19 protein-coding genes are annotated in these 25887 nt (G+C 33.3%); 12 read left to right on the top strand and 7 right to left on the bottom strand.

The genetic code is table 11. The features are described 5' to 3' along the window. Positions 1-214 precede the first annotated feature (214 nt). The 5 genes from ES044_RS04560 to ES044_RS04540 all read right to left on the bottom strand — a co-directional run bounded on the left by ES044_RS04560 (position 215) and on the right by ES044_RS04540 (position 3892). Positions 215-805, bottom strand: a complete 591-nt coding sequence (locus tag ES044_RS04560; protein ID WP_147118106.1) for a hypothetical protein — start codon at positions 803-805, stop codon at positions 215-217. Next, positions 795-1268 carry an RNA polymerase sigma factor gene (locus ES044_RS04555; RefSeq protein ID WP_147118107.1) on the bottom strand — a complete coding sequence of 158 codons (474 nt, stop codon included), beginning with the start codon at positions 1266-1268 and terminating at the stop codon, positions 795-797. Before ES044_RS04555 ends, ES044_RS04560 begins: the two co-directional genes overlap by 11 nt. Beyond that, entirely contained in the window at positions 1268-2197 is a 930-nt protein-coding gene (locus tag ES044_RS04550; RefSeq protein ID WP_147118108.1) for an alpha/beta hydrolase, read from the bottom strand. The genes ES044_RS04555 and ES044_RS04550 overlap by 1 nt, the downstream gene beginning before the upstream one ends. Positions 2198-2291: 94 nt before the next feature. Further along, positions 2292-2585, bottom strand: a complete 294-nt coding sequence (locus tag ES044_RS04545; RefSeq protein WP_147118109.1) for a thioredoxin family protein — start codon at positions 2583-2585, stop codon at positions 2292-2294. An 83-nt stretch (positions 2586-2668) separates the two neighbouring features. Beyond that, positions 2669-3892 carry a metallophosphoesterase gene (locus tag ES044_RS04540; RefSeq protein ID WP_147118110.1) on the bottom strand — a complete coding sequence of 408 codons (1224 nt, stop codon included), beginning with the start codon at positions 3890-3892 and terminating at the stop codon, positions 2669-2671. A 107-nt stretch (positions 3893-3999) separates the two neighbouring features. On the opposite strand from ES044_RS04540, the gene ES044_RS04535 reads away from it, so the two are divergent. Continuing rightward, positions 4000-4827, top strand: a complete 828-nt coding sequence (locus ES044_RS04535) for a sterol desaturase family protein (RefSeq protein WP_147118111.1) — start codon at positions 4000-4002, stop codon at positions 4825-4827. Positions 4828-4908: 81 nt separating this feature from the next. Here the strand turns inward: ES044_RS04535 and cphA are convergent, their stop codons facing one another. Beyond that, positions 4909-7569: a cyanophycin synthetase gene (gene cphA / locus ES044_RS04530; RefSeq protein WP_147118112.1), complete on the bottom strand. Its 2661-nt coding sequence runs from the start codon at positions 7567-7569 to the stop codon at positions 4909-4911. A 159-nt stretch (positions 7570-7728) separates the two neighbouring features. Here cphA and ES044_RS04525 point away from each other — a divergent pair, with 159 nt between their 5' ends. Beyond that, positions 7729-8592, top strand: a complete 864-nt coding sequence (locus ES044_RS04525; RefSeq protein WP_147118113.1) for a cyanophycinase — start codon at positions 7729-7731, stop codon at positions 8590-8592. A gap of 108 nt (positions 8593-8700) precedes the next feature. On the opposite strand, the gene ES044_RS04520 is transcribed toward ES044_RS04525, so the two are convergent. Further along, complete coding sequence (locus tag ES044_RS04520) at positions 8701-9630, bottom strand: isoaspartyl peptidase/L-asparaginase family protein (RefSeq protein ID WP_147118114.1); 930 nt, start codon at positions 9628-9630, stop codon at positions 8701-8703. Between the two features lie 190 nt (positions 9631-9820). Between ES044_RS04520 and polA the strand changes: the two genes are divergently transcribed. From polA to ES044_RS04470, 10 genes are all read left to right on the top strand, one after another. Next, complete coding sequence (gene polA / locus ES044_RS04515; RefSeq protein WP_147118115.1) at positions 9821-12655, top strand: DNA polymerase I; 2835 nt, start codon at positions 9821-9823, stop codon at positions 12653-12655. 560 nt (positions 12656-13215) lie between these two features. Beyond that, positions 13216-15852: a phosphoenolpyruvate carboxylase gene (locus tag ES044_RS04510; RefSeq protein WP_223813541.1), complete on the top strand. Its 2637-nt coding sequence runs from the start codon at positions 13216-13218 to the stop codon at positions 15850-15852. A gap of 279 nt (positions 15853-16131) precedes the next feature. Next, a complete protein-coding gene (locus ES044_RS04505; protein WP_147118117.1) occupies positions 16132-16785 on the top strand; it encodes a succinate dehydrogenase cytochrome b subunit in 654 nt (217 codons plus the stop codon). 7 nt (positions 16786-16792) lie between these two features. After that, entirely contained in the window at positions 16793-18703 is a 1911-nt protein-coding gene (locus ES044_RS04500; RefSeq protein ID WP_147118118.1) for a fumarate reductase/succinate dehydrogenase flavoprotein subunit, read from the top strand. A 6-nt stretch (positions 18704-18709) separates the two neighbouring features. Then, positions 18710-19456 (top strand): succinate dehydrogenase/fumarate reductase iron-sulfur subunit, encoded by a 747-nt coding sequence (locus ES044_RS04495; RefSeq protein WP_147118119.1) that lies wholly within the window; start codon positions 18710-18712, stop codon positions 19454-19456. Between the two features lie 995 nt (positions 19457-20451). Next, positions 20452-20841, top strand: a complete 390-nt coding sequence (locus ES044_RS04490; RefSeq protein ID WP_147118120.1) for a hypothetical protein — start codon at positions 20452-20454, stop codon at positions 20839-20841. Between the two features lie 115 nt (positions 20842-20956). Beyond that, positions 20957-21778: an alpha/beta hydrolase gene (locus ES044_RS04485; RefSeq protein ID WP_147118121.1), complete on the top strand. Its 822-nt coding sequence runs from the start codon at positions 20957-20959 to the stop codon at positions 21776-21778. 171 nt (positions 21779-21949) lie between these two features. Next, complete coding sequence (gene tilS, locus ES044_RS04480) at positions 21950-23281, top strand: tRNA lysidine(34) synthetase TilS (protein WP_147118122.1); 1332 nt, start codon at positions 21950-21952, stop codon at positions 23279-23281. Next, complete coding sequence (locus ES044_RS04475; RefSeq protein ID WP_147186918.1) at positions 23278-25260, top strand: protein-disulfide reductase DsbD family protein; 1983 nt, start codon at positions 23278-23280, stop codon at positions 25258-25260. Before tilS ends, ES044_RS04475 begins: the two co-directional genes overlap by 4 nt. Before the next feature lie 236 nt (positions 25261-25496). Further along, positions 25497-25880, top strand: coding sequence for a hypothetical protein (locus ES044_RS04470; protein WP_147118124.1), 384 nt, complete (start codon positions 25497-25499; stop codon positions 25878-25880). The last annotated feature ends 7 nt before the right edge of the window (positions 25881-25887 follow it).

The following is a 25887-nucleotide window of genomic DNA, read 5'->3' as shown; positions in this document are numbered from 1 at the left end:
TTAGCCTTGCTTAAATACTTTAAAGAATTAGAAACAACAAGCAACTTTTTTGGCTTTTGTGAAGATTAGCAAAAATACAGGGTTTATTAAATGAAAAATAACGCATTTTATGGTGCTAACTTTTCAGTTAAAAACAAATTTTAAATTTATAAAATTCATTTTCACTTCAGCACTTAGACCGCTATTTTTTATACACAGCGCTATATGATGCCTTTTAGTCAATCATTTGGTTATTTAATTTCTCAAATTCAACTAATAACGTATTAAGCTTTGCGTTCTGTTTCGTAATTGCTTTAGGTCTTAAATAAAACCAATTTATCGCAAACCAAAATATGGTGATTGCATAGGTGATTATTCCCCAAGTAATTGTCATTTTAGAAACATATTCAAACATATATAGCCCAATTCCTAAAGAAAGAAGTATGAAATAGACACTTAACATTGTAGTTTGTTGATATACTTGTATTTCTTTTAACTTTATAAGTTGTTGAAGGCATTCCTTACTATTGGGTTCTGTCTTATTCTTCGTCAGTAAAGAAAACTGTTTGTTAAAAGGTAGTAAAAAAATAAGCATCGCTAAAATAGTTAATAGGATACCAATCTTAGTAGTTATTAATTCAGGTTGATAATAATACCAAATAAAGCCAATAAATATAATGGTTAGTAAAAGTGAAATATTGACCACTAGTAGCTTTAATAAGCTTCTACTTTTTAGTTTATTTGCTTTGGTATAAAGAATTTCCACATTTGGAGTTTCTATCTTTTGTGTATTCCATATTTTTTTTAAATCTATATTAGTTTCCATTTTTCTTGAATTTTTGTGTTAATTTTTCTTTTATTCTGTGAATCTTAACTCGAACGTTACCCTCAGACAAACCAACAATTTCAGCTATTTCTTTTTGATTCATATCTTCTAGTTCCAATGAGATGATGATTCGTTCTACTTCTTGTAGTTCTGAAATACAGTGATATAAAAACTGTATATCCTTCTCTATGTTTGTTTCTAAAATTTCATCCTTAATCTCCAATGGTAATTCAGACTTAGGCATCTTCTTATCTTTTTGAATTTGACGCAAACAGGTATTGGATGCAATTCTAAATATCCAAGTTCCAATAGAAGATTCGTTTCTAAACTTGGGTAATTGTTTCCATACTTTAATAAATGTTTCTTGAGCTAAATCTTTCGCGGCATCTGTATCATTTGCATACCCCATACATAGCCTAAAAACCTTTTGCCAATATGTTTTATAAATAGTTTCAAAATTCATTATTCAGTCCATTTTTTTAACGCGCTAATAAATTTGGTTTGCTGGTCTATAAAGAGGTTATGAGAACAGTTGTGTAAATATTCCAAATTATTTTCCCCAATTAAATTTTCAATATTTCTTACTTGACTTTCTGAAAACAAACCATCATCTTTACCATATAAACCGAAAACAGGAGTGCTATTCTTTACTACTCGTTTTAGATTTTCATTTAAATCTAGCGTTGTATATTTTTCGTTTTGCCAAAACCCTCTTGGTGCTTCATAAGTCATTTTTGAGCTATATTTTAAAAGCAAACTATCTGTTTTAAACTTTGAATATATATTTACAGCTTCTTTTGTTGGCTCTTTTGGATAATAAAATCCATTTTGCATAGCGTGACTAAAACAGTATGAACTAAACTCAATAGAATTTTTATCCATTTTCTCTAGCATGTTTATATAGTTAAGATTTACGGAGTCTTTATTGCTGATGTAAATTGATTTTGATGATTTTAATATGGTTGAAAGCGTTTCTTGCATGGACAGCGGTGCAGAAACAAGAATAATAGCTTTGGTTTTAGTTGGATGTTTTTCTGAATATAAGGTTGCAATTACTCCACCGAAACTATGTCCTATTAGTGTTGCTGATGTTAAATTGAATTTGTCGTAAATTAAATTTATATCATCAAAAGTTTCATTAAAAGTGAATTTTGCATTTTTATCTGGCGACCTTCCTTCACCTCGTCTGTCATAAGAAATGACATAAAAACCATTTTCCGAAAGTTCCTTAGCTGTTGTTGCTTCAAAACCCACAGCATTATATCCTGGTCCACCGTGAAGGTAGAGCAGCGGCTTATCATTTGGATTGCCAAATGCTTTTGAATAAATTGTTTGAGAGTTAACTACGAGTGTAGATACTATAAATACGAATACTGATAGTGTTTTTTTCATTTTGTTTCCTTTTAGTTTTCATTTAGATACAAGGAATTTCAAAATGTTACAAATTATTTTTTTTAGGTTGTATATAACTAACTTGTAAAGAATGCTACAAGTATTGTTTCACTAGACCAATTAAGGTATTGGCATCTTGAAAACCTGTCTGGCGCCATTTCATTTCACCATTTTTATAAATCATAAACGTAGGATTTCCTTTTACACGCAAAGCATCTGCCAAGGTTTCGTTTTTCTTAATATCAATCTTAATTACTTTGGCACTCTCACCCAAAGCAGCAGCAACATCTCTTAAGGTATCAATGCTACTTTCAACCTCATCCCAATCTGCATAAAAGTCAATTAAAACAGGCTTGTCTGCACCAATTAATTCTCCAAATTTTGTCATAATACACTGTTTTTAAAGGGGGAAAATTTATTTTATATTTTTTTGATAACAAAGATAAGAAATCTTATTAAATAACCTGATTATCAAGCTTTCTTCAATTCTATAACGGTAATTTCTGGCCAAATACCTACTCTTCCAGGAAAAGCATGATACCCAAAACCCCTATTTACATTAACATATCTACCAAACTCTTCATATAAACCAGCCCATTGTTTGTAAACAAATTGAGAAGGACTCCACTTTATCCAACCCGGAATTTCAATCCCCATTTGGAAACCATGCGTGTGCCCACTTAACGTAAGGTGATAATTAAAATCATCATTTTTTACTTTTTCTTCCCAATGACTTGGATCGTGAGACATTAAAATCTTAAAGTCTTCCTTTTGAATACCAGTAGAAGCTCGTTGCAAATCTCCGGCCTGATTAAATCCTTTTCCCCAATTTTCAACTCCGATAAGTGCAATTTTTTGTCCGTCTTTTTCTAAATAACAGTGCTCATCCAACAATAAATCGAAACCTATTTTTTGATGAATCTCTTTTACTTTTTTAAAATTATCAATTTTATCTTGAGGTGTTTTCCAATCCATATAATCACCATAATCATGATTTCCTAGAATTGCATACTTTCCTTCTTTGGCTTCTAACTTGTCAAAAACATCAATCCAATCATCCATTTCATCCGCTTTATTATTTACAATATCACCTGTAAACAGCATTAAGTCAGATTTTTGTTCATTAATTAAATCAACGCCATATTGTATTTTTTCTTTATTGGTAAAACTCCCTGAATGAATATCAGAGATTTGTGTGATGGTATACCCATCAAATGCCGCTGGTAAATCATCAAAAGTAAGTTGATATTTTATAACCTTATAATTGTACTTTCCTTGCACAATTCCGTAGATAAAAGAAACAAATGGAATCGCTGCTAAACCCAATGCTATTTGCGAAACAAACTTTCTTCTCCCCACTAAAGATCTTGTTTCGTCACTAGAAATTATAGAAATTAATTTTAAAATCCATCGATATATATCTTCTCCAAACAGCACTAAAATGATCACTAATTTCGGAATAGAAAAGGTAATCAAAACACCCACTGCCATTTGAAATTCTGGCGTTTGCCCTTTCCCTCTGTCATACGTTAAAAGAGTGATGAAAAAATAGAGATAAATACCAATACTCAAAGCTAAAAAAGAAAACGGTATTAATTTACTTTTAGAAATGGTTTTAAAGGCTTGAAATGTGTAAATTTCTACAATAACAATTAAAACAATTAAAATAAGAATCGGGAATAACCAACGAGACATGTAGTATATTTTTTATAAGTTGACAAAGGTAGCTGTTAAAAAATGAATGATTTTTAACATCTTGTTAAAAGTTTTTAGTAATTTTAAATCTTGAACGTATTAAAATAATGGACTCAATAGTTACTTTTTTCGAAAATTTAACCAGCATACAAAAGCTAATTTGGGTTGTTGGCTGTTTGTCTGTCTTTTGGATTTTAGAAGGCATTTATCCTCTAAAAAAACATCAATACAACAAGTGGAAACATGCTAAACCAAACTTAATTCTATTGGTATCTACCATGATAATTAATGTAGTTTTTGGGTTAATTACTATAGGTGTTTTCTTGTGGATAGAAACCACTAATTTTGGTCTGCTAAACATGGTTAATTGGCCTGTTTGGATAGAAATTATTTTAGCCATTATGATTTTAGATTTCACCTCACAATATGCTGTTCATGTATTATTGCACAAAATACCTTTTATGTGGCGCTTTCATACTGTGCATCATAGCGATACGCATGTCGATGTTACTTCAGGAACCAGACATCATCCTATCGATTTTATTTTTAGAGAAACCTTTGCGTTACTTAGTGTTGTAATAGCTGGCTTGCCTGTTTCTTACTATTTAATCTACAGAATTTTAACGGTACTTTTCACCTATTTTTCTTATGCAGATATTCAATTACCTCTTTGGCTAGATAAGACAATTAGTTATGTTTTTATTTCGCCAAATACACATAAATTCCATCATCACCATGTAATGCCTTGGACGGATACAAACTTCGGAAATATCTTTTCTTTTTGGGATCGTATTTTTGGAACCTTTACGTATAAGAATACCGAAGATATTGTATATGGGGTGGATATTTTAGACGCAGAGAAATCTGAAGATATTTTATATCAATTGAAAGCTCCTTTTAAAAGGAATTTAAAATCCGCCGTTTATAAAGGATAATTTTCTTGTCTTTTTTTGATGAACACTAATAGAAGCAAAAAAAAAATCGCCTAAAATAATTTTAGACGATTTTTTTGATCTTTAATGACGGTTCGGAATATCGTCATTTGTAAACTCATAGAGTTCATTTGCTTCTTTCTCTTTTAGTGCTTTTACCAAGTTCAAGGCATCCGGAATTACATCGCTACTTAAAACGATTAAAGCGCCTTTTTTTACATTTTTTACAGCATATAAAATGGCTTCTTTTTCAGACGGAATGATCTTAATTTTCTTATTGGGATCTTGACTTAAAATACCATCTTTTACCATTTTAATTAATTCCTCTTCTGTTTTACCGCGTAATTGCTTGTCTTGTCTTATAATAATTTCATCAAACATTTCTGCGGCAATTGCGCCCATTTCATTATTATCTTCAACTCTTCTATCGCCTATTCCTGCAATAATTCCCACTTTTACAGTTGCCTCAATATTATCTGTAAATTGTTTTAACGCTCTCATGCCTGACGGATTGTGAGCATAATCTAGTAAAATTTGAAAATTTTTAAACTTAAATAAATTGAGCCTTCCTGGTGTTTGAGTTGCCGAAGGAATAAAGGTTTCTAAAGCCATTTTCATATCATCGATAGAAAATCCTCTTATATATGCTGCTACCACTGCTGGCAATACATTCTGAATCATAAATGTTGCTTTTCCGCCATAGGTTAAAGGCACATTTACGGCTTTGATAACTCTAATTTTCCATTCTCCTCTACAAATAGTAATGTATCCGTTTTCATAAATCGCAGAGATGCCTCCCACCCTTTGGAGCGCTTTTATGTGTGGATTATTTTCATCCAAAGAAAACAGCGCAACATTACACGTTACATTTTTACGCATTGCATACACCAATTCGTCATCAGCATTTAAAATAGCAGTTCCTTCTGGTGAAACTGTTTCCGGAATTACCGCTTTTACTTTAGCTAATTGCGCTATTGTATGAATTCCTTTTAAGCCCAAATGATCTGCTGCAACGTTGGTAACAATACCAATATCGCAATTTTTAAAACCTAAACCAGCTCTTAATAAACCGCCTCTTGCAGATTCTAACACCGCAAAATTTACTGTTGGATCTCTTAATACAAATTCTGCACTTGCAGGCCCCGTGCAGTCTCCTTCCATTAATAAACGGTTTTGAATATACACACCGTCACTGGTTGTGTAGCCAACTTTATAGCCTTTCATTTTTGCCATGTGGGCTATTAAACGCGTGGTGGTGGTTTTTCCGTTGGTCCCAGAAATAGCAATAATTGGAATTCTTGAAGTTGCTCCTGGAGGAAATAATTTATCGATTACAGGCGCGGCAACATTTCTTGGCAAACCTTCTGTTGGTGCCAAATGCATTCTAAATCCTGGTCCTGCATTTACCTCTAAAACTGCGCCTCCTGTTTCTGAAAGTGATTTAGAAATGTCTGTTGACATAATATCGATTCCGCAAATATCTAAATCTATAATTTTTGAAATACGCTCTACCATAGCAACATTTGCCGGATGTACGATATCCGTTACATCTTCTGCTGTGCCGCCTGTGCTTAAATTTGCTGTATCTTTTAAAATAAGCATCTTATCTTTTTCTAAAATTGACGCTACCGTATAACCCGCATCTTTAATAATGGTTTCTGTTAAGTCGTTAATGGTAATTTTAGTCAATACATTTTCGTGTCCGTAGCCTCTTCTTGGATCTTTGTTAACCACTTCGATTAATGTTTCTACCGATGATATCCCATCACCAATAACATGAGCTGGCGTTCTTTTAGCCGCCGCAACCAACACATTATTAATCACTAATAATCGATAATCTTGACCAACAACAAACTTCTCTACGATAATTGCGCCACTTTTAGAACTATTTTTTGCGTGTGCAAAAGCTTCTAAAGCGTCTTCATAATTCTGGATATCCACTGTAATTCCGCGTCCGTGATTCCCATCTACAGGTTTAATCACTAAAGGATACCCAACATACTTACAAGCATCTTCTAAACTGCTTTCTCTTCGGATGATATCTCCTTTTGGTACCGCTACTTCTGCTTGTTCTAGCAAGTATTTTGTGTCTTCTTTATCGCACGCTAACTCTACACCAATGCTACTTGTTTCACTAGTTACCGTAGCTTGAATTCTTTTTTGATTGGCACCATACCCTAATTGGCAAAGCGAATATTTATTTAACCGAAACCAAGGAATTCCTCTAGCTTCCGCCTCTGCTACAATAGAACCTGTACTTGGTCCTAAACGCGAGCTTTCTCTTAATTCTCGCATTTCTTGAATATCATCCGTCAAATCATAGGCTTCTCCTACAATTAAAGCCTCGCAAATTTTAACAGCTGCTTTTGCTGCATATCTGCCTACATTTTCTTCGATATAAGAAAAAACAACACTATAAACGCCTTCTTCTCCATAACCACGAGTTCTACCAAAACCAGTATCCATATCTGCCAGCGTCTGAATTTCTAACGCAATATGTTCTATAATATGTCCCATCCAAGTTCCGTCATCTACCCGCATAAAGAATCCACCTGCACAACCTTCTGAACATCTGTGCGAATACATGGTTGGAAACATTGTTTTTAAACGTTCTGAAAATCCGTTTACTTTGTTAGAAGGAAATTCTTCCATTTCCTCTAAATCTAAAACCATTACAATTAGTTTATGACGACGAACTGACCAATAATTTGGACCACGCATTGCATTTATTTCTCTAATTTTCATCTTTTATTGATTTTTGTTTGGTTAAATTTATAGGATCATGCGAAATATAAAACAAAATAGGGAATTTGACGATTAAAATTATATTATATTTAAAAACGCCTAGACGAGTTTTTAATTTTACTTTTGTAGAACTGTTCAGTTATTTTAAACTTAAAGAATATGACGATGATAAAAGGTACATTAATACCGATTGGGGGGAATGAAGACAAAGGAATTGAAGAAAGTGAGCAATATACACTCGAATTTATTGATGATGGAATTCTATATCACGTTGTAGAAGAAGCGGGTGGTATTGAAGCAAATATTGTGGTAATACCCACTGCATCTAGAATTCCGATTGAAGTAGGAGCAAATTATATGGATGCGTTTGCCAAGCTAGGCTGCAAAAACGTAACGGTTCTTGATATTAGAAGTAAAAAAGATTCTGAAAAAGAAGCTTCAATTAGGCTGATTAAAAACGCAAATTGTGTCATGTTTTCTGGAGGAGATCAATCTAAAATTACCGATAAAATTGGCGGAACAACGATTCATCAAATCTTAAGCAATCGCTACAACAACGAAAAAGGTTTTGTAATTGCAGGCACAAGTGCTGGTGCAATGGCAATGGCTAATGAAATGATTGCTGGCGGCTCTGCTTCTGAAGCCTTTATTAAAGGCGCAGTAACCATGTATAAAGGATTAAATTTAATTCCTGAATTAATTATTGACACCCATTTTATAAAACGTGGTCGGTTTGGAAGACAATCTGAAGCCGTTGCAAAGCATCCAAATTTAATTGGATTAGGTTTGGCAGAAGACACCGGGATGATCATTAAAAACGGAAACGATTGTACAGTAATCGGTTCTGGAATGGTCATTGTTTTTGACGGCAGTAAATTGACTCACAACAACGAAAAAATTTTAGAAGAAGGAACTCCAATGACCATGGCAAATCTTATTATTCACGTGCTTTCTAATGGAGATACGTATGACATTAAAAACAGAAAAGTAAGCGTTTTAGATATTGATGCTGATTTTATTTAGAAATAGTTTAGACACAAATTTTACGAATTTTCGCTAATTTAGTTCGTTTTTTCGTAAGAATAAAAAACTAAAAATCGGTGTAATTCGTGAAATTCGTGTCTTTTTTTTTTATTTATAAATCAATACCTCTTCAGCTCCATTAGAAGATTTACTACCTCTATACATTCCTTCTGTATTAAAAGGCATGGCAATATTTCCTTTTGCATCCACAGCAATTAAACCACCATCGCCGCCAATTTCTAAAATTCTTTTGTGAATAACTTCGTTGGCTGCTTCCTCTAAAGACATTTCTTTATGCTCTATTAAACAAGCAACATCGTAGGCCACAACGCCACGAATAAAAAACTCTCCACTTCCAGTACAAGAAATTGCACAGGTTTTATTATTGGCATAATTCCCTGCACCAATCATTGGCGAGTCTCCTACTCTACCAAACTTTTTATTGGTCATTCCACCTGTTGAAGTTGCAGCTGCAATATTTCCGTTTTGATCACAAGCAACAGCACCAACGGTTCCGAATTTACTATCTTTTTTAGTAGCATGATCTAATTGAAAACTGTCTGTATCTTTTATTTCTAACCATTGATTATGACGAAATTCATCATAAAAATAAGAAACATCCTCAATTTTATAAGCGTTCATTTTTGCAAATTGCATGGCGCCTTCTCCTGCTAAAAAAACATGTTCACTTTTTTCCATCACATCTTTTGCCAAAGAAACTGGGTTTTTTATGCCTGATATCAACGAAACTGCACCCGCATTTAAAGATTGACCATCCATAATTGAAGCGTCCATTTCGTGCGTTTCATCCGCAGTAAAAACGGCACCTTTTCCGGCATTGAACAAATGTGAATCTTCTAAAATAATCACGGCTTTTTCCACGGCATCAATAGAAGTTCCTCCGTTTTCTAAAATAGCATAACCGGTATCTAAGGCTGCTTTTAAAACTGATTTGTATTGTGCTTCTAAATCGGCAGTCATCATTCCTTTTACTAAAGTTCCTGCTCCGCCATGAATGGCAATTGAAAAAGTATTCATTGTTTAAATTTTAGAGTTCAAAAATACAGTTTATAAATCAGCTTTTCATCAAAAGACTGCTAGATACAGTTCGACAAAAAAGCAAAATCGTTCGAAGTTATAGTGCTCATATATTTTTAAATTTCTAATTCAATCTAAACTCCTAAATGCAGAAGTTTTTGTAATTTTATAGATTCAATCCAATTTCACAATGTCAGATCAAAAAAGAGTTTTTTTAGTGGATGCTTTTGCATTAATTTTTCGCGGATATTATGCCTTTATTAAAAACCCAATGATTAATTCTAAAGGACTAGACACCTCTGCAATTATGGGTTTTATGAACTCACTTTTAGATGTAATAAAACGTGAAAAACCAGATCATTTAGCAGTTTGTTTTGACAAAGGCGGAAGTGCAGACAGAGTAGAAATGTTTGAAGCCTATAAGGCCAACAGAGATGAAACACCAGAAGCAATTAAAATTTCGGTGCCCTATATTCAAGAAATTTTAAAAGCCATGCACATACCCATTATGGTAAAAGAAGGTTTTGAAGCGGATGATGTAATTGGGACACTTTCTAAACAAGCGGAAAAAGAAGGCTATAAAACGTTTATGGTAACGCCAGATAAAGATTTTGCGCAACTGGTTTCTGAAAATATTTTTATGTACAAACCTCGTTTTGGTGGTGGTTATGACATTTGGGGAATTCCTGAAGTGCAAGAAAAATTCGGTGTAGAAAGACCAGAGCAAGTCATCGATTTTCTAGGAATGATGGGTGATTCTGCCGATAATATTCCGGGATTACCCGGTGTTGGAGAAAAAACCGCAAAGAAATTTTTAGCTACGTATGGTTCTATGGAAAACTTATTAGCCAACACACATGAGCTAAAAGGAAAAATGAAGGAAAAAGTTGAAGGTGCTAAAGAGTTAGGGTTGCTTTCAAAAAAATTAGCAACCATCATGTTAGATGTTCCGGTAACTTTTCATGCAAAAGATTTTGAACTCGATCAACCAGATATAGAAAAAGTAACAGCACTTTTTAACGAATTAGAGTTTAAGAAATTATTACCCAGTTTTACTAAAATTTTTGCTACTGAAGAAGCTGTAAATTCAGCAGAAAATAATACTGATGAAAAAGCAAGGGCTAAAAAAGTGGCTCCTATTGTAGAAGGACAATTTGATTTATTTGCAGCTCCTGGCTCAGGAAGCCTCTCTGAGGCAGACAGTGCATCAGGCTTTAAAACAATAGAAAATACCAATCATTTTTATCAACATATCGATACTCCTTTTTCAAGAAAATTATTGTTGCAAAAATTAATGCAACAAACTTCTGTCTGTTTTGATACAGAAACAACGGGCTTAAAAGCGTTAGAAGTTGAGTTAATCGGAATTGCTTTTTCTTTTGAAGCTGGCAAAGGGTACTATGTTTCTTTTCCGGAAGATCAAGAAGAAACCGAAACAATTTTAGAGGAATTTAGACCATTTTTTGAGAGTGACATCGAAAAAATTGGGCATAATTTAAAGTATGATATTAAAGTTTTATCGAATTATAAAATGCCTGTAAAAGGGAATTTATTCGATACCATGATTGCGCATTACCTCATTAACCCAGATATGCGCCATGGAATGGATGTTTTAGCAGAAACCTATTTAAATTACCAACCCGTTTCGATCACAGAATTGATTGGTAAAAAAGGAAAAAATCAGCTTTCTATGAGAGTTGTACCGATAAAAGAGCAAACAGAATATGCTGTTGAAGATGCAGATATAACGCTACAACTAAAAGAACATTTTACAACGGAATTAGAAAATGGAAATGTAACCAAATTATTTAAAGATGTAGAATTGCCCTTGGTTTCTGTATTAACAGCTATGGAAATTGAAGGAATAAACGTAAACACAGAATTTTTAAGCGAATTGTCTGTAGCGCTAACGAATGACATCAACCGATTGGAAAAAAACATTTATGAATTGGCAGGAGAAGAATTTAATATTGCTTCACCAAAACAGTTAGGAATTGTTTTATTCGAAAATATGAAGTTGGTTGAGAAACCAAAAAAGACCAAAACAGGTCAATATAAAACAGGAGAAGATATTTTATCCTATTTGGCAAAAGACCACGAAATTATTAGAGATATTCAAGAATACCGTCAATATAAAAAATTACAAAGCACCTATGTAGATGCGTTGCCGAATGAAATCAACCAAAAAACAGGAAGAATTCACACACAATATATGCAGGCGGTTGCGGCAACGGGAAGGTTGAGTTCTAACAACCCGAATTTACAAAACATACCCATTAGAACAGCACGTGGTCGTGAAGTTCGAAAAGCCTTTATTCCGAGAAGTCAGGAGTATGTTTTACTAGCTGCGGATTATAGTCAAATTGAATTGCGAATTATTGCCGCTTTAAGTGAAGAAGAAACCATGATGAATGCTTTTAAAAATGGCGAAGATATTCATGCTTCAACAGCTGCAAAAGTTTTTAATGTGGATATTAAAGAGGTAACTCGAGAACAAAGAAGCAATGCTAAAACGGTAAATTTCGGAATTATTTACGGGGTTTCTGCTTTTGGCTTGAGCAATCAAACGGATTTAAGCAGAAGTGAAGCCAAAGAATTGATTGACACGTATTACGAAACTTACCCGAAGTTGAAGGCTTACATGGCGAGTCAAGTTGAATTTGCACGAAAGCATGGGTATGTAGAAACGGTTTTAAACAGACGTCGCTATTTAAAAGATATCAATTCTAGAAACGCAATTGTTAGAGGTGCTGCAGAGAGAAATGCCGTGAACGCTCCTATTCAAGGTTCTGCTGCAGATATTATTAAAATAGCCATGATTAATATTCACAGACGTTTTGAGAAAGAAAATTTCAAATCGAAAATGCTCTTGCAAGTGCATGATGAATTGGTTTTTGACGCTCATAAAGACGAATTAGAAACCATACAACCAATTATTAAGTTCGAAATGGAAAATGCTTTTAAAATGAGCGTTCCTTTAGATGTAGAGATGGATGTGGGTTCTAATTGGTTAGAAGCGCATTAAAATTAGCAATTTCTAACACAGCTTTTACGTCAAATAAAAAGACCTTTTAGTCTTCATTATTTTTATTACTTGATAAGCTTAAATTTTAAGTATCTACAAAGAACCATTCTTTTTTCTAGTATTTTACTAGAAAAAAGAATTGCAAATACGGCAAACCTTTTAGCCCCTTTTTGCAAAGAATAATCTATTAAGTATTTTTATGATATTGACCATCCTACAGATTCGCTATTTTGCAAGACTGCTATTTCATTGTTATTTATTTAACAAAATTTACATGCTTTTAAAATATTAGTTTTTTGAATACCTATTTTGGTATTGATTCTAATCGGTTAGAAACGACTTAAAATATATGTATTCTATTTTTTTTAGTCTTAACCTCCCTACTTTTTAATTTATTTCCATTCAAATCATCTAAAAACATGACATAAATCATAAAAAAAAGCCTCGTGTTTTTTTATTTTTGATTAAAAATTAATTGCATGGAAAAAAAAACACTTGAACTACAAGGCTCACAGAAGATTAGAGTAGATTTCACCTATCTCATGTCTGCTTTCAAAGAAATGTTGCAATCACTCGGCGAAGAAAAACTAGCGGCGATGATTCCTTTAGAAAATAATCAATTGAACTTCAATTACAACGAAATTCCCAATGAAAAAGTGGCACAAGCAATCGGAATTTGTTTTGAACTCCTTAATTCTGTAGAAGAAAACGCTGCCACTCAATTTCGTAGAAAAATAGAAACTGAATTCGGATTGGAAAGTATCCGTGGATCTTGGGGAGAAACCTTGAAATTATGGCATACATCAGGAATTAAGGAGCAAGAAATAGCCGATTTATTGCCAAAAATTAAAGTAACGCCTGTATTAACAGCACATCCTTCAGAGGCAAAACGGTTAACGGTATTAGATATTCACCGAGAGCTTTATATTTTATTAGTAAAAAATGAGAATCCACTTTGGTCTAATTCAGAACGCGCAGTACTAAGACAAGAAATTAAAAGCTTACTAGAGCGTTGGTGGCGAACAGGAGAAATTTATCTACAAAAACCAAGATTAGAAGATGAACGCAGTAACGTAATGCACTACTTTGAAAATGTATTCCCAGAAGCTTTGCGATTGGCAGATCAACGTTTACTAAATGCTTGGAAATACATGAGGTTTTCCCAAAAAAATCTAGAACGACCAGAACAATTTCCTAAACTTGAGTTTGGAAGTTGGGTTGGTGGAGATCGAGACGGTCATCCATACGTTACTCCAGAATTTACTGCCTCTACGCTGAAACTGCATCGGCATTCAGCCTTGAAAATCATAAAAAAAGAGTTGGTTCTTTTAGCCAAAGAACTCAGTTTTTCAGAATACTTAAATGAGATTCCATCGAACTTTGTTCTTGAATTTAAAGCAAATGCCGAAAAATTAGGGGAAGCTGGTCAAAAGGCTTTAGAACGCAATCCGTCTGAACCTTTGCGTCAATTCGTTAACTTGTTAATTGTGCGTTTGCAAAATACGCTAGATGGACATTTTAAGCTTGACAAAGAATGCTATTACCACCGGCCAGAAGATTTAGTTAAAGAATTAAAAAAACTAAGAACTATTTTAGTTGACCTCGGAGCAAACCGAATAAACAAAGAATGCCTGCTTCCTATTGAGCGATCTCTTGATTGCTTTGGCTTCCATTTAGCAAAGCTAGATATTAGGCAGAACAGTGAATATCATGAAAAAGCTATTCGTCAAATACTTCTAGCTTCAGGCGCCATAGACACTGATTATTCTAGTTGGAATGAAGAAAAAAGACTGTCCTTTATCAATCAAGAATTATTAAGCAATCGTCCTTTTCTGGTGGCTGGAACTTTATGCGGACCAGAAGCAGATAATCTACTTGGATATTTTAGGGAAGTCAAAGAATATGTAGATCTGCATGGAAGCAATGGTATTGGAGCTGTAATTGTAAGCATGACTAGAAGTTTAAGTGATTTACTTCTTGTTTTTCTCTTTTTGCGTGAGGTAGGTCTTAAAGATTCTAATTTACCTGTTGTACCATTATTAGAAACTATTGATGATTTGATTGCTGGTCCTGATATCCTAGAAGCATTTTTGACTCATTCAACGGTTAAAAACTTACGAATGCGCAAAGAAACCTTTGTTCAAGAAGTGATGTTAGGGTATAGCGATAGTAACAAGGATGGTGGTATTTTAACTAGTAGATGGACTATTTACAAAGCAGAAGAAAATCTTACCGAAGTAGGCCGTAGACTCGGAATTCAACTTTGTTTTTTTCATGGTCGTGGCGGAACTATCAGTAGAGGAGGCGGAAAAATCCATCGTTTTTTAGAAAGCATGCCACCGGGTTCTATGAGTGGCCATATTAAAATGACGGTGCAGGGTGAAACCATTGCCGATCAATTTGCCAATCGCATCAACGCTTGTTATAATCTAGAAATGATGATTTCTAGCACCGCTCGTCAAACAATGATAGCAAATAACGAAGTTAAAGACCAAAAATTATATGATATAATGGACCGTCTTGTAGAAATGTCTCGAAATAATTACAGACAGTTGTTAGATCATCCCAAGTTTATAGAATTTTACAGCCAAGCTACCCCAATAGATGTTTTAGAACAAAGCAAAATAGGTTCTAGACCCGCACGAAGAAGGGGACAACGGTCTCTCAATGATCTTCGTTCTATACCGTGGGTATTTAGCTGGAACCAAGCAAGATTTAATCTTACGGGTTGGTTTGGAACTGGCGCCGCACTTGGTAAGTTTGAAGAACAGTACCCTGATGATTTTAAGTACTTAAAAACTTTGGCACAAGAATGGCGCTTCCTAAAATATGATCTGATTCAAATTGAGACGAATCTTTTGAATTCAGATACTGAAATTATGAAAGCCTTTGCTGATTTGGTTCATGATCCTGAAGTTAAAACATCGCTGATGGAACTTATAGTAACCGATTACGAGCTCTGTTTAAAACAGATTGAAAACCTGTTAAGTAGATTGGTCGCAGAACGAAGAGTTTCTAAACTAGAAAATAACAAGTTAAGAAAAGAGGCTTTAGGTGTGTTACACGTTATTCAAATCCAATCGCTCAAGAAATGGAGAGCGCATAAAAACAGTGACTCAAAAGAGGAAAATAAATTATTATTAATGCTTTTATTATTAGTAAATGCATTGTCTGGCGGATTAAAAAGTACAAGTTAGGAAATACCAAAAGACACCTTTTTTATACTTTTTAATCAATTTTGATATCAAATGAAATAGATAAAGATGCGTCATAGAAAAAGTTTACATCATTGCTCTATGAACAATTTTATAATAATGCTTAGGCGCAGTTTCTAGTGCTACACTTTTCTGAAAATTTCGTACTAATTTTTAGTTTAGTCCATGCTTAACTGATTTTAAGAATCTATTTATAACGAAAGAAACAACACATAAATGATACTCGTAGTTTTCACATCCATTCAAAAATATAAATAACAGATGTTTTTCAAAAAATCTATCATTGCACTCACAGGTTTATTTCTATGTGTTTTTTTAGTTGTACATCTCTCTGCAAATTGCATTTTACTATTACCAGAAGATATTGCTAGAGATGCATACAACTCCTATTCAACAACATTAAGAGAAAGTTCGTTCATCAAAATTATAGCCTACATTTTATATGTTTCTATTATTGTTCACGCACTTTATGCCTTATTAATAACACTAAAAAATCGCAAGGCTAAACCTCAAAAATATGTTTTAAATCACTCCAAAGAAAACAGTGCTTGGGCATCAAAAAACATGGGGATTTTAGGAACGCTTATCTTAATTTTTATCATTATTCACCTTGCTAATTTTTGGGCACGCATCAAACTTGGTTTAGGAGAAGAAGTTGGTATGGATGCTTTTGGACATAAAGATGTTTACGAAGTAACTTACAGTCTCTTTCAGAACATCTACTTTGTTCTTTTTTATACATTGATTTCTATTCCGTTGGCATTGCATTTGCATCACGGCTTAAAAAGTGCCTTTAAAACTTTAGGTTTTTACCATAAAAAAGGTTTGCAAATTATAGCAAAAATAGCCTTAATATATGCTGTTATTATGGGAGTTGGTTTTGGCATCATTCCTATTATTGTGTACCTAAAATAACTCGAAAATGAAATTAAATTCAAAAATACCAGAAGGAAAACTAGAAGAGAAATGGCGTAACTATCAAGTGAAGTCGCAATTAATAAACCCAGCAAATAAGAAAAAACTGAATATTATTGTGGTTGGCTCTGGATTGTCTGGAGCTGGTGCAGCTTCTACTTTGGCCGAATTAGGCTATGATGTGCAATGTTTTTGCTATCAAGATTCTGCAAGACGAGCGCACTCTGTGGCAGCTCAAGGCGGTATCAACGCAGCAAAAAACTATCAGCATGACGGCGATAGTGTGTATCGTATGTTTTATGATACCTTAAAAGGTGGTGACTTTAGATCGCGTGAGGCAAACACTTATAGACTAGCCGAATTATCTGCACCACTTATTGATCATTTTGTACAACAAGGTGTACCTTTTGCAAGAGAATACGGCGGTACTTTAGTCAATAGAAGTTTTGGAGGTGTTCAAGTACAACGTACATTTTATGCTCGCGGACAAACAGGCCAGCAATTGCTTTTAGCAGCGTATTCTCAATTGTATAAAATGGTGCGCGCTAAAAAAGTAGCAATGTTTCCGCGCAGCGAAATGTTAGATTTAGTGGTGATTGATGGAAAAGCAAAAGGCATTATTGTTAGAGATTTGGTTACTGGTAAATTAAAACGTTTTGCTGCCGATGCCGTAGTTTTAGCAACAGGAGGCTACTCTCGTGTGTTTAGACTTTCTACATTAGCCATTGGCTGTAACGGCAGTGCCTTGTGGAAAGCACATAAAAAAGGTGCTTTATTCGGAGCGCCTAGCTTTACCCAAATTCATCCAACAGCGCTGCCTCAATCTAGTGAAGCACAATCTAAACTCACATTAATGTCTGAATCTCTGCGTAATGATGGTCGTATTTGGGTTCCGACAAAAAAAGCAGATTCAAGAAAAGCCAACGATATTCCTGAACAAGAGCGGGATTACTACCTAGAAAGACGGTACCCAAGCTTTGGTAATTTAGCACCTAGAGATATTGCATCACGCGCTGCAAAAGAACGCATTGATGCCGGTTTTGGAGTAGGGCGTTTAAAAAATGCGGTTTATTTAGATTTTAAGCATCCTATTCAAACATTTGGCTTGGAAACCGTAAAAGATCGCTATGGAAACCTCTTTAAAATGTACAAAAAAATTACAGGTATTGATGCGTATAAAGAACCTATGCAAATCTCGCCAGCAGCACATTTCTCGATGGGTGGCCTTTGGGTAGATTACGAATTAATGACCACCATTCCTGGTTTATATGCCATCGGAGAGTGTAATTTTTCAGACCATGGCGCTAATAGGCTTGGAGCAAACTCGTTATTGCAGGCAAGTATTGACGGTTATTTTATATTACCAAATACCATTAATAACTATTTAGCTTCTGAAATTAAAACAGACCATCCAACAACAGATCACCCAGAATTTGACAAAGCTGAAAAAGAAACCAAAGCTTATATAGATAAAGTACTAGCTATAAACGGAACAAAAACAGTAGATCATTTTCATAGAGAACTCGGTAAAGTCATGTGGCAAGAATGCGCTATGAGTCGAAATAAGTTGGGTTTAGAAAAAGCTATTTTTCAAATTAAAAGGATTAAAAATCAGTTTTGGAAAGAGGTAAAAGTCACAGGAGATGACAAAGAAATGAATACAGAATTAGAAAAAGCATTGCGTGTAGCTGACTTTATTGAATTAGGAATTTTGATGTGTACCGATGCGTTAGAGCGCGAAGAATCTTGCGGCGCACATTTTAGAGAAGAGTTTCAAACTAAAGAAGGCGAAGCCGTTCGTATCGATGAAGAATATTCTTATGTTTCTGCTTGGGAATATGATAAAGGTGATTTTAAATTACATAAAGAAGCACTCAAATTCGAATTTGTAAAACCCTCCGTAAGAAGCTATAAATAATATATCATGAAAATAACATTCAAAATCTGGAGACAAAATAGTCCGAAACATAAAGGAGCCATAAAGAATTACGAAGTAGAAGGTTTAACTGAAGACATGTCTTTTTTAGAAGCTTTAGACCATTTAAATGAATTACTCGTTCTTAAAAACGAAAAAGTCATTGCTTTTGAGTACGATTGTAGAGAAGGTATTTGTGGCCAATGTGGTGTTTTTATCAATGGTCGTGCACACGGCCCACATGATAACATAACGACCTGTCAATTGCACATGCGAAGTTTTAATGACGGCGATACTATTGTGGTAGAACCTTGGCGTGCAACTTCATTCCCGATCATTAAAGATTTAGTTGTAGACCGCTCTGCTTTCGATAGAATTATAGAACAGGGTGCCTATATTAGTTCAAAAACGGGAACTGCGCCAGAAGCAAATGCAATTCCGGTACCCAAAGCTATTTCAGATCGCGCCATGGATGCAGCGGCCTGTATTGGCTGTGGTGCTTGTGTGGCGACCTGTAAAAATGCATCAGCTGCTCTATTTACATCAGCAAAAATTAATCACCTAAACAGTTTGCCTCAAGGAAAAGCTGAAGAACATAAACGTGTTGCAGAAATGACCTATCAAATGGAGGCAGAAGGTTTTGGAAACTGCACATTTACGGGTGCCTGCGAAGTAGAATGCCCCGAAAGTATTTCGATCATCAATATCGCAGAAATGAATGCCCGAAGAATTAAAAGTAACTTGCTAGGATCATAAAAAATGACAACGAATTTATTTTTGCAAAACTGAATGCTCCAGAAAATTTATTGAAGTTATTCTAGCTTATTTTCCTTTTTTAGTAAAAAAAAAATATACTATTTTTAATATAAATGCCTTTCTAACGGCGATAGTGCGTATATAAAATACAAAAAAATAGCCAGAAGCTATTCATAAATAACAAATCGATGCTTACGAAGTTTCCGATATTTTTAGTTGGTTCTTTTTCGAAAAAAAGTTAACAATATGGTTTTAAGTGATACATAAACTTATTTAAAAGAGCCATAAAAGTAATAGAAATAAGAACGATTTGTTTCAAGAATCAAGCTTTTTTTGTCTTGATTCTTGATTCTAAAAATCTTGAATCTATTCACTACAACTAAGGCAAAGCCTCGGGGAGTTATTTCGATAAAAATAAAACAATCACATCTTATCAGCGAATAAAAAAAAGATAATTTTCTTGTCTGTGTGATAAAGTTTCCTGGAGCTCATTATTTAAGAACTTCAATAAAAATCATTGCTGACCAATCCACTTTAAAAAAATAAAACCATCTGAATCGTTAAAAATTAGAAACTATAGATCCTTTTAAAATGTGTGTTCCTTGAGAAGTTGACATCGGATTAAACTCTAATTAGTTAAAAGCAACCTAAAAACAGAATTCCAAACCTATGAATTCCTTTTTTATGAAGCTTCATTGATTTGCTTCTAGACTCAAAAAAATTAACTTTGCTCTGGTAACTTTAGGCACACACCAATCAAAATCAAGACCTGTTTGTATTAAATTCGCATCACAAAAAAAGCTATAAAAACGAAAAAAGCTTCTTGTTAATTTTAGGAAAAACTATTTTATAGAAGGAAGAATTCTATCGATTAAATCAAACCTGCTTCAAAATAATGAAAAAAATTCAGCGTATGAAGTGAGATTAGCTCAAATAGCAACTTTGAATTCATAACTTTGCTACTAAAAAAAAATAAGCTTCACTAAAAACAAAAAATGGAATTAGATTATATAGAAAATTTTAATGGTCTCGACGAAAATATTGTTCGCCTTTATAACTTTGACAAAGCAGAAGCAATAAAGTTTAGAGGTCTTTTGATAGACACTGTTATTGACAAAAAACAAAAACTAGATTTAGGGCAAGTCGATTTTATAACGCCACGTAACTGCAATTTGATTTTCGGGTTGTTCAAATCTGATGAAGGAATTCTTACAAAAGACAACGAAACTTTTTTTTGTGTACTTACAATGGCAGGTTATAAGAATATGGTAAAACTTTTAGAACCTTTCTGTAAAAAAGAATCTAAAAGATATCAGTATTTATATGATATTGACAATCCTACTGATTTGTTATTTTCTCCAAGTGCTGGTTCGGTTGATGAGTAATATATTCACAATTAAATGCAGCGCATTGAAGTCATTTTAAAAGTGTATTTTTATCATCAGGAAATTTATTTTATAGGATTATTCCATCAGAAAAAAGATACACTAACAGCCAATTATGACACATAAAGAATTCAACTTTACTCTTTACAACGCCGAATTTTACGGGCAATATTGGCAGGCAAAAACCACAAAAGCCGCTGTGATTTTGGTCCATGGAATGGGTGAACATTCTGGACGTTATCAACATGTTGCAAAAAAACTAACTGATAATGATTTTTCTGTCGTTACTTTTGATCATTTTGGTCATGGAAAAACAACTGGAAAACGAGGTCATAATCCTAATTTTGAAGCCGTTTTAGAAAGTGTTTCAAAGACCATAGAAAAAGCAAAAAAGCTCTTCCCGAACAAGCCTGTTTTTTTATATGGTCATTCTATGGGTGGCAATACGGTGATCAATTATACCATTCGACAAGAGCATGAATTAAAAGGAGTTGTTGGTACAAGTCCGTTTTTAAGATTAGCTTTTAAACCACCTGCTATTAAGTTATTTGTTGGCAAAATGCTTCAAAATATGATTCCTTCCCTAACAATGGCAAACGAATTAGATATAAATGCGATTTCTCGGGATAAAGAAGAAGTAAAAAAATACATGGAAGATCCGTTAATTCACGCTAAAATAAGTCCTAATTATTCTATCAAATTTATTGAAACCGGAGCATGGGCCATCGAAAATGCGCGCAAATTAAACACGAACATATTCTTATTGCATGGCACTGCCGATAGCATTATCGATTATAAAGGAACACAAGAATTTGCCGATAAAACAGACAAAGCAACTCTAAAATTGTATGAAGGTGGCTACCATGAATTACAAAACGATTTGTGCAAAGAAGAAATGCTACAAGATGTTGTAAACTGGTTAAATTCTCAACTGTAATTTACATATTGCTTCTGTATAAAATAATTGATTTAAAGAACGCTATAATCGACCTAAAACACTATAAATGTGCACTTTTTTCATCAAAAATAGCGCCAAGATAAAGTCCATCATAGAAACCTAGTGCACAAAGAGAAATAGACCATTAAATTTGTTATTTTTGATGCGCAAATGATTCAAAAATTTTCAGAACATATCAACGCTAATTTTCCTTTTTTAAAGGATAAAAAACTACTGATTGCCATTTCTGGCGGATTAGATTCTGTGGTTTTAACCCATCTTTTCTCTGCATTAAACTACACCATTTCTTTAGCCCATTGCAACTTTAAATTAAGAGGAATAGAAAGTAATTTAGACGAAGAATTTGTAAAAAAATTATCACAAAAAACGTCTAATCAGATTTTTATAAAAAATTTTGAAACAAAAAAATATGCCACAGAAAATAAAAGTTCCACACAAATTGCAGCAAGAGAACTGCGGTATACTTGGTTTCAAGAAATTATAAAAGAACACAATTTTAATTTTGTTTTAACAGCACATCATGCAGATGACAATTTAGAAACATTTCTAATTAATTTAACGAGAGGATCTGGACTAGATGGTTTTACAGGCATTCCGGAAATTAACGGAAATATTATTAGACCTATTTTGCCATTTTCTAGAGCAGAAATCATGGAATATGCAAAAGAAAATAAAATAGCATGGCGAGAAGATGCTAGCAATGCCACCACAAAATATATCAGAAATAAAATTAGACATCAAATTGTTCCTGTTTTAAAAGAAATTAACCCTAGTTTGTTAAGTTCTTTTGAAAAGACGATTGATAATTTAAAAGAAAGTCAGCAAATTATAGAAGATCGTATTGAAGATGTTATAACAGATATCATTAAAAAGGGTTCCTCGGATGATTTGCAAATCACAAAAATTCATATTGAAAAATTGCAGCAACTTTCAAATCCGAAAGCGTATTTGTATCAATTTTTAAAAGACTATAATTTTACTGAATGGAACGATGTGTATCATTTACTTTCTGCGCAATCAGGAAAACAAGTTTTTTCTAAAACCCATCGTTTATTAAAAGACAGAGAATTCTTGCTTTTAAGCATCAAAACCGATCTTAAAAATAAGCAATTAGAAGAGTATTTTATTCAAGAAAACGAGAATTTTATTACAAGTCCTATCGAAATAAATTTTGAAGCTGTTAGGCAAAAATCAACAGAAAATAAACGCAGCATTTACGTTGATAAAGGTTTGTTAAAGTACCCGTTACTTGTAAGAAAACGGCAAAATGGAGACTATCTTTATCCGCTAGGAATGCAAGGCAAAAAGAAGTTAAGTAAATATTTTAAAGACGAAAAATTCTCTCTTTTAGAAAAAGAAAATACTTGGCTACTTTGCACTGCCAATAACGAAATTATTTGGGTACTGAATCACAGACAAGATAGCCGTTTTTCATCCAAAGAACATAGTGACAATATTTTAAAAATAACATGCATATCATGAAGAAATTCATCACATTATTCCTCTTTTTATCGGCTTTATATGTACAAGCACAAACCGAAAATGAACCTATAAAAATTAAAACAGCTGTAAAGAAAATATCAGATACAGAATATGATATTATTTTTAACGCATCGCTTTACAAAGGTTGGTATTTATACTCACAATACAATCCAGAAGATGCTTCGCTACCTTTAGAAATAACCATTCAAGAAGAAGAAACAGGTTACAAATTAGTAGGGAAAGCGGTTGAAAAAGATACGTTTAAAAAGTATTCTGAAACTTGGGGATTAGAAGAAATTGTTTTTAAAGAGAAGGCGATTATTACACAGAGAATTCAATTAACCAACAAAAAAATTACCAGTGTAAAATTAAATTTCTTTGGCCAGGTTTGTGAAACTGCTTGTATAAATTTTGATGAAAACTTCACGATTTCTTTAACGGGTAAAGTCATTATAGAAGATATAACGATTGATGAAAAAAGTAAAACTTTAACGCAAAATCTGCAATTAGATTTAAAAAACACGTCGCTTTTAGACAATTCTAATACGACTGATTCAGAGAGTTCAAACGGATTATTTAATATCTTTTTTCTTGGTTTTGTTGGTGGTTTATTGGCGCTGTTAACGCCTTGTGTTTTCCCGATGATTCCTTTAACCGTTTCCTTTTTTACGAAACAATCTCAAAATAAAAGCAAAGGAATTTTCAATGCCATTTTATACGGATTTTTTATTGTGCTGATCTACATTTTATTGAGTCTGCCTTTTCACTTTTTAGATAATTTAGATCCAGAGATATTAAACACCATCTCAACAAATATTTGGTTAAATATTTTCTTTTTTGCCGTTTTAGTATTTTTCGCCTTTTCTTTCTTTGGTTTTTACGAAATAACCTTACCAAGTTCCTGGGGAAATAAAATGGATTCTGCCTCTTCGGTTGGCGGTCTTATCGGTATTTTCTTTATGGCATTAACTTTAGCAATTGTCTCTTTTTCTTGCACGGGCCCTATTTTAGGTTCTTTACTGGCAGGTTCATTAACTTCAGATGGTGGCGCAACGCAATTAACTGCGGGTATGACTGGCTTCGGATTGGCCTTGGCATTGCCTTTTGCCTTATTCGCCTTGTTTCCTAGTTGGTTAACTTCTTTACCAAAATCTGGTGGTTGGTTAAATACCACCAAAGTAGTTTTAGGATTTTTAGAATTGGCATTAGCTTTTAAATTTTTATCGAATGCAGATTTAGTAGCACATTGGGATTTCTTAAAACGTGAAGTTTTTATCGGAATTTGGGTTATTATTTTTATCGGATTGGCCTTGTATTTATTTGGGAAACTAAAATTCCCGCATGATTCTCCGATTAAAAAATTATCCTTTTCAAGAATTTCTTTTGGAACGCTCGTCATTGCTTTTGTCATTTATATTGCGCCCGGAGTTTTAAAAAACCCAACTTGGAATTTAAGTTTGTTAAGTGGTTTTCCGCCGCCTCAATTTTATAGCCTATATGAACAAGAAAGCGATTGTCCTTTAGGTTTAGATTGTTATAAAGATTTTGAAGAAGGTTTGGCAAAAGCAAAAGAAGTTAACAAACCCATTTTATTAGATTTTACAGGTTGGGCTTGTGTGAATTGTAGAAAAATGGAAGAAAATGTTTGGAGCGAACCAGACATTTATCAACTGTTAAAAGAAGATTATATTTTAATTTCATTGTATGTAGATGATAATAAAAAGCAATTACCAACGGAGCAACAATTCGATTTTTTAAAACAAAATGGTAAAGTAAAAAAAATAAGAAGTGTTGGGGATAAATGGTCTACTTTTCAGGTGATCAATTTTAAAAATGCGTCACAACCTTATTATGTTTTATTAAGTCCGGATTTAGAAATCTTAAATAACGCACAACAATATACAGATAGAGATACTTATTATGATTGGCTTCAAGAAGGCTTACTCGTTTTTAATAAAGATTCATTAGTGTCCGATTAAAAATAGTACAAGCTCATAAATCGCCTTAAAATAAAGGATTTAAACTTGTTTTGCAGACTTAATTTTGAAATAAAAAACTCACCTTTTTTTATCTAATTTTAAGATCGTTCAACTCTAGTCTTGGTTCTCTGCTTGCGGTAGGATGGTTCCAAAACGAAAGCGCACATGTTTCTTTTATTAGACAATATTAAAAAAGATTAATTGTATCTTTAAGCTATACTTAAACGAATAGCATTATGAAAAATAGACTTTTTTTTATTGTTACATTTTTTATTTTTAGCATTTCATTAAACGCTCAAATAGCAAAGAAGAAAACCGCAACGAAACCTACAAGTATTTATACAATTTCTAATGTATTGAATGCGAACAACAGTTTTTCTACCATCCATAAAAAATTAAAATTAAACAATTTCAATTTTGTTTATGTAGATTTAATTGATCTTGATACCAATACTTTTTCTTTTAATTTTGATGATTTAGGTAAAAATCCGACTACTTATATTTACGACGACTATGAAAAGTATCGCAATGAAAATTTATTAAAAGGATTTATACAAAAAAATGATCCTAGTTATTGGAATTTACAATGCCCACAGCCCAATTTACATCCTTATGAGTAATCTTAAA

The sequence above is a fragment of the Polaribacter sp. IC066 genome, assembly GCF_007997085.1.
Lineage (GTDB): Bacteria > Bacteroidota > Bacteroidia > Flavobacteriales > Flavobacteriaceae > Polaribacter.
This window is presented reverse-complemented; position numbering and strand designations above follow the sequence as displayed.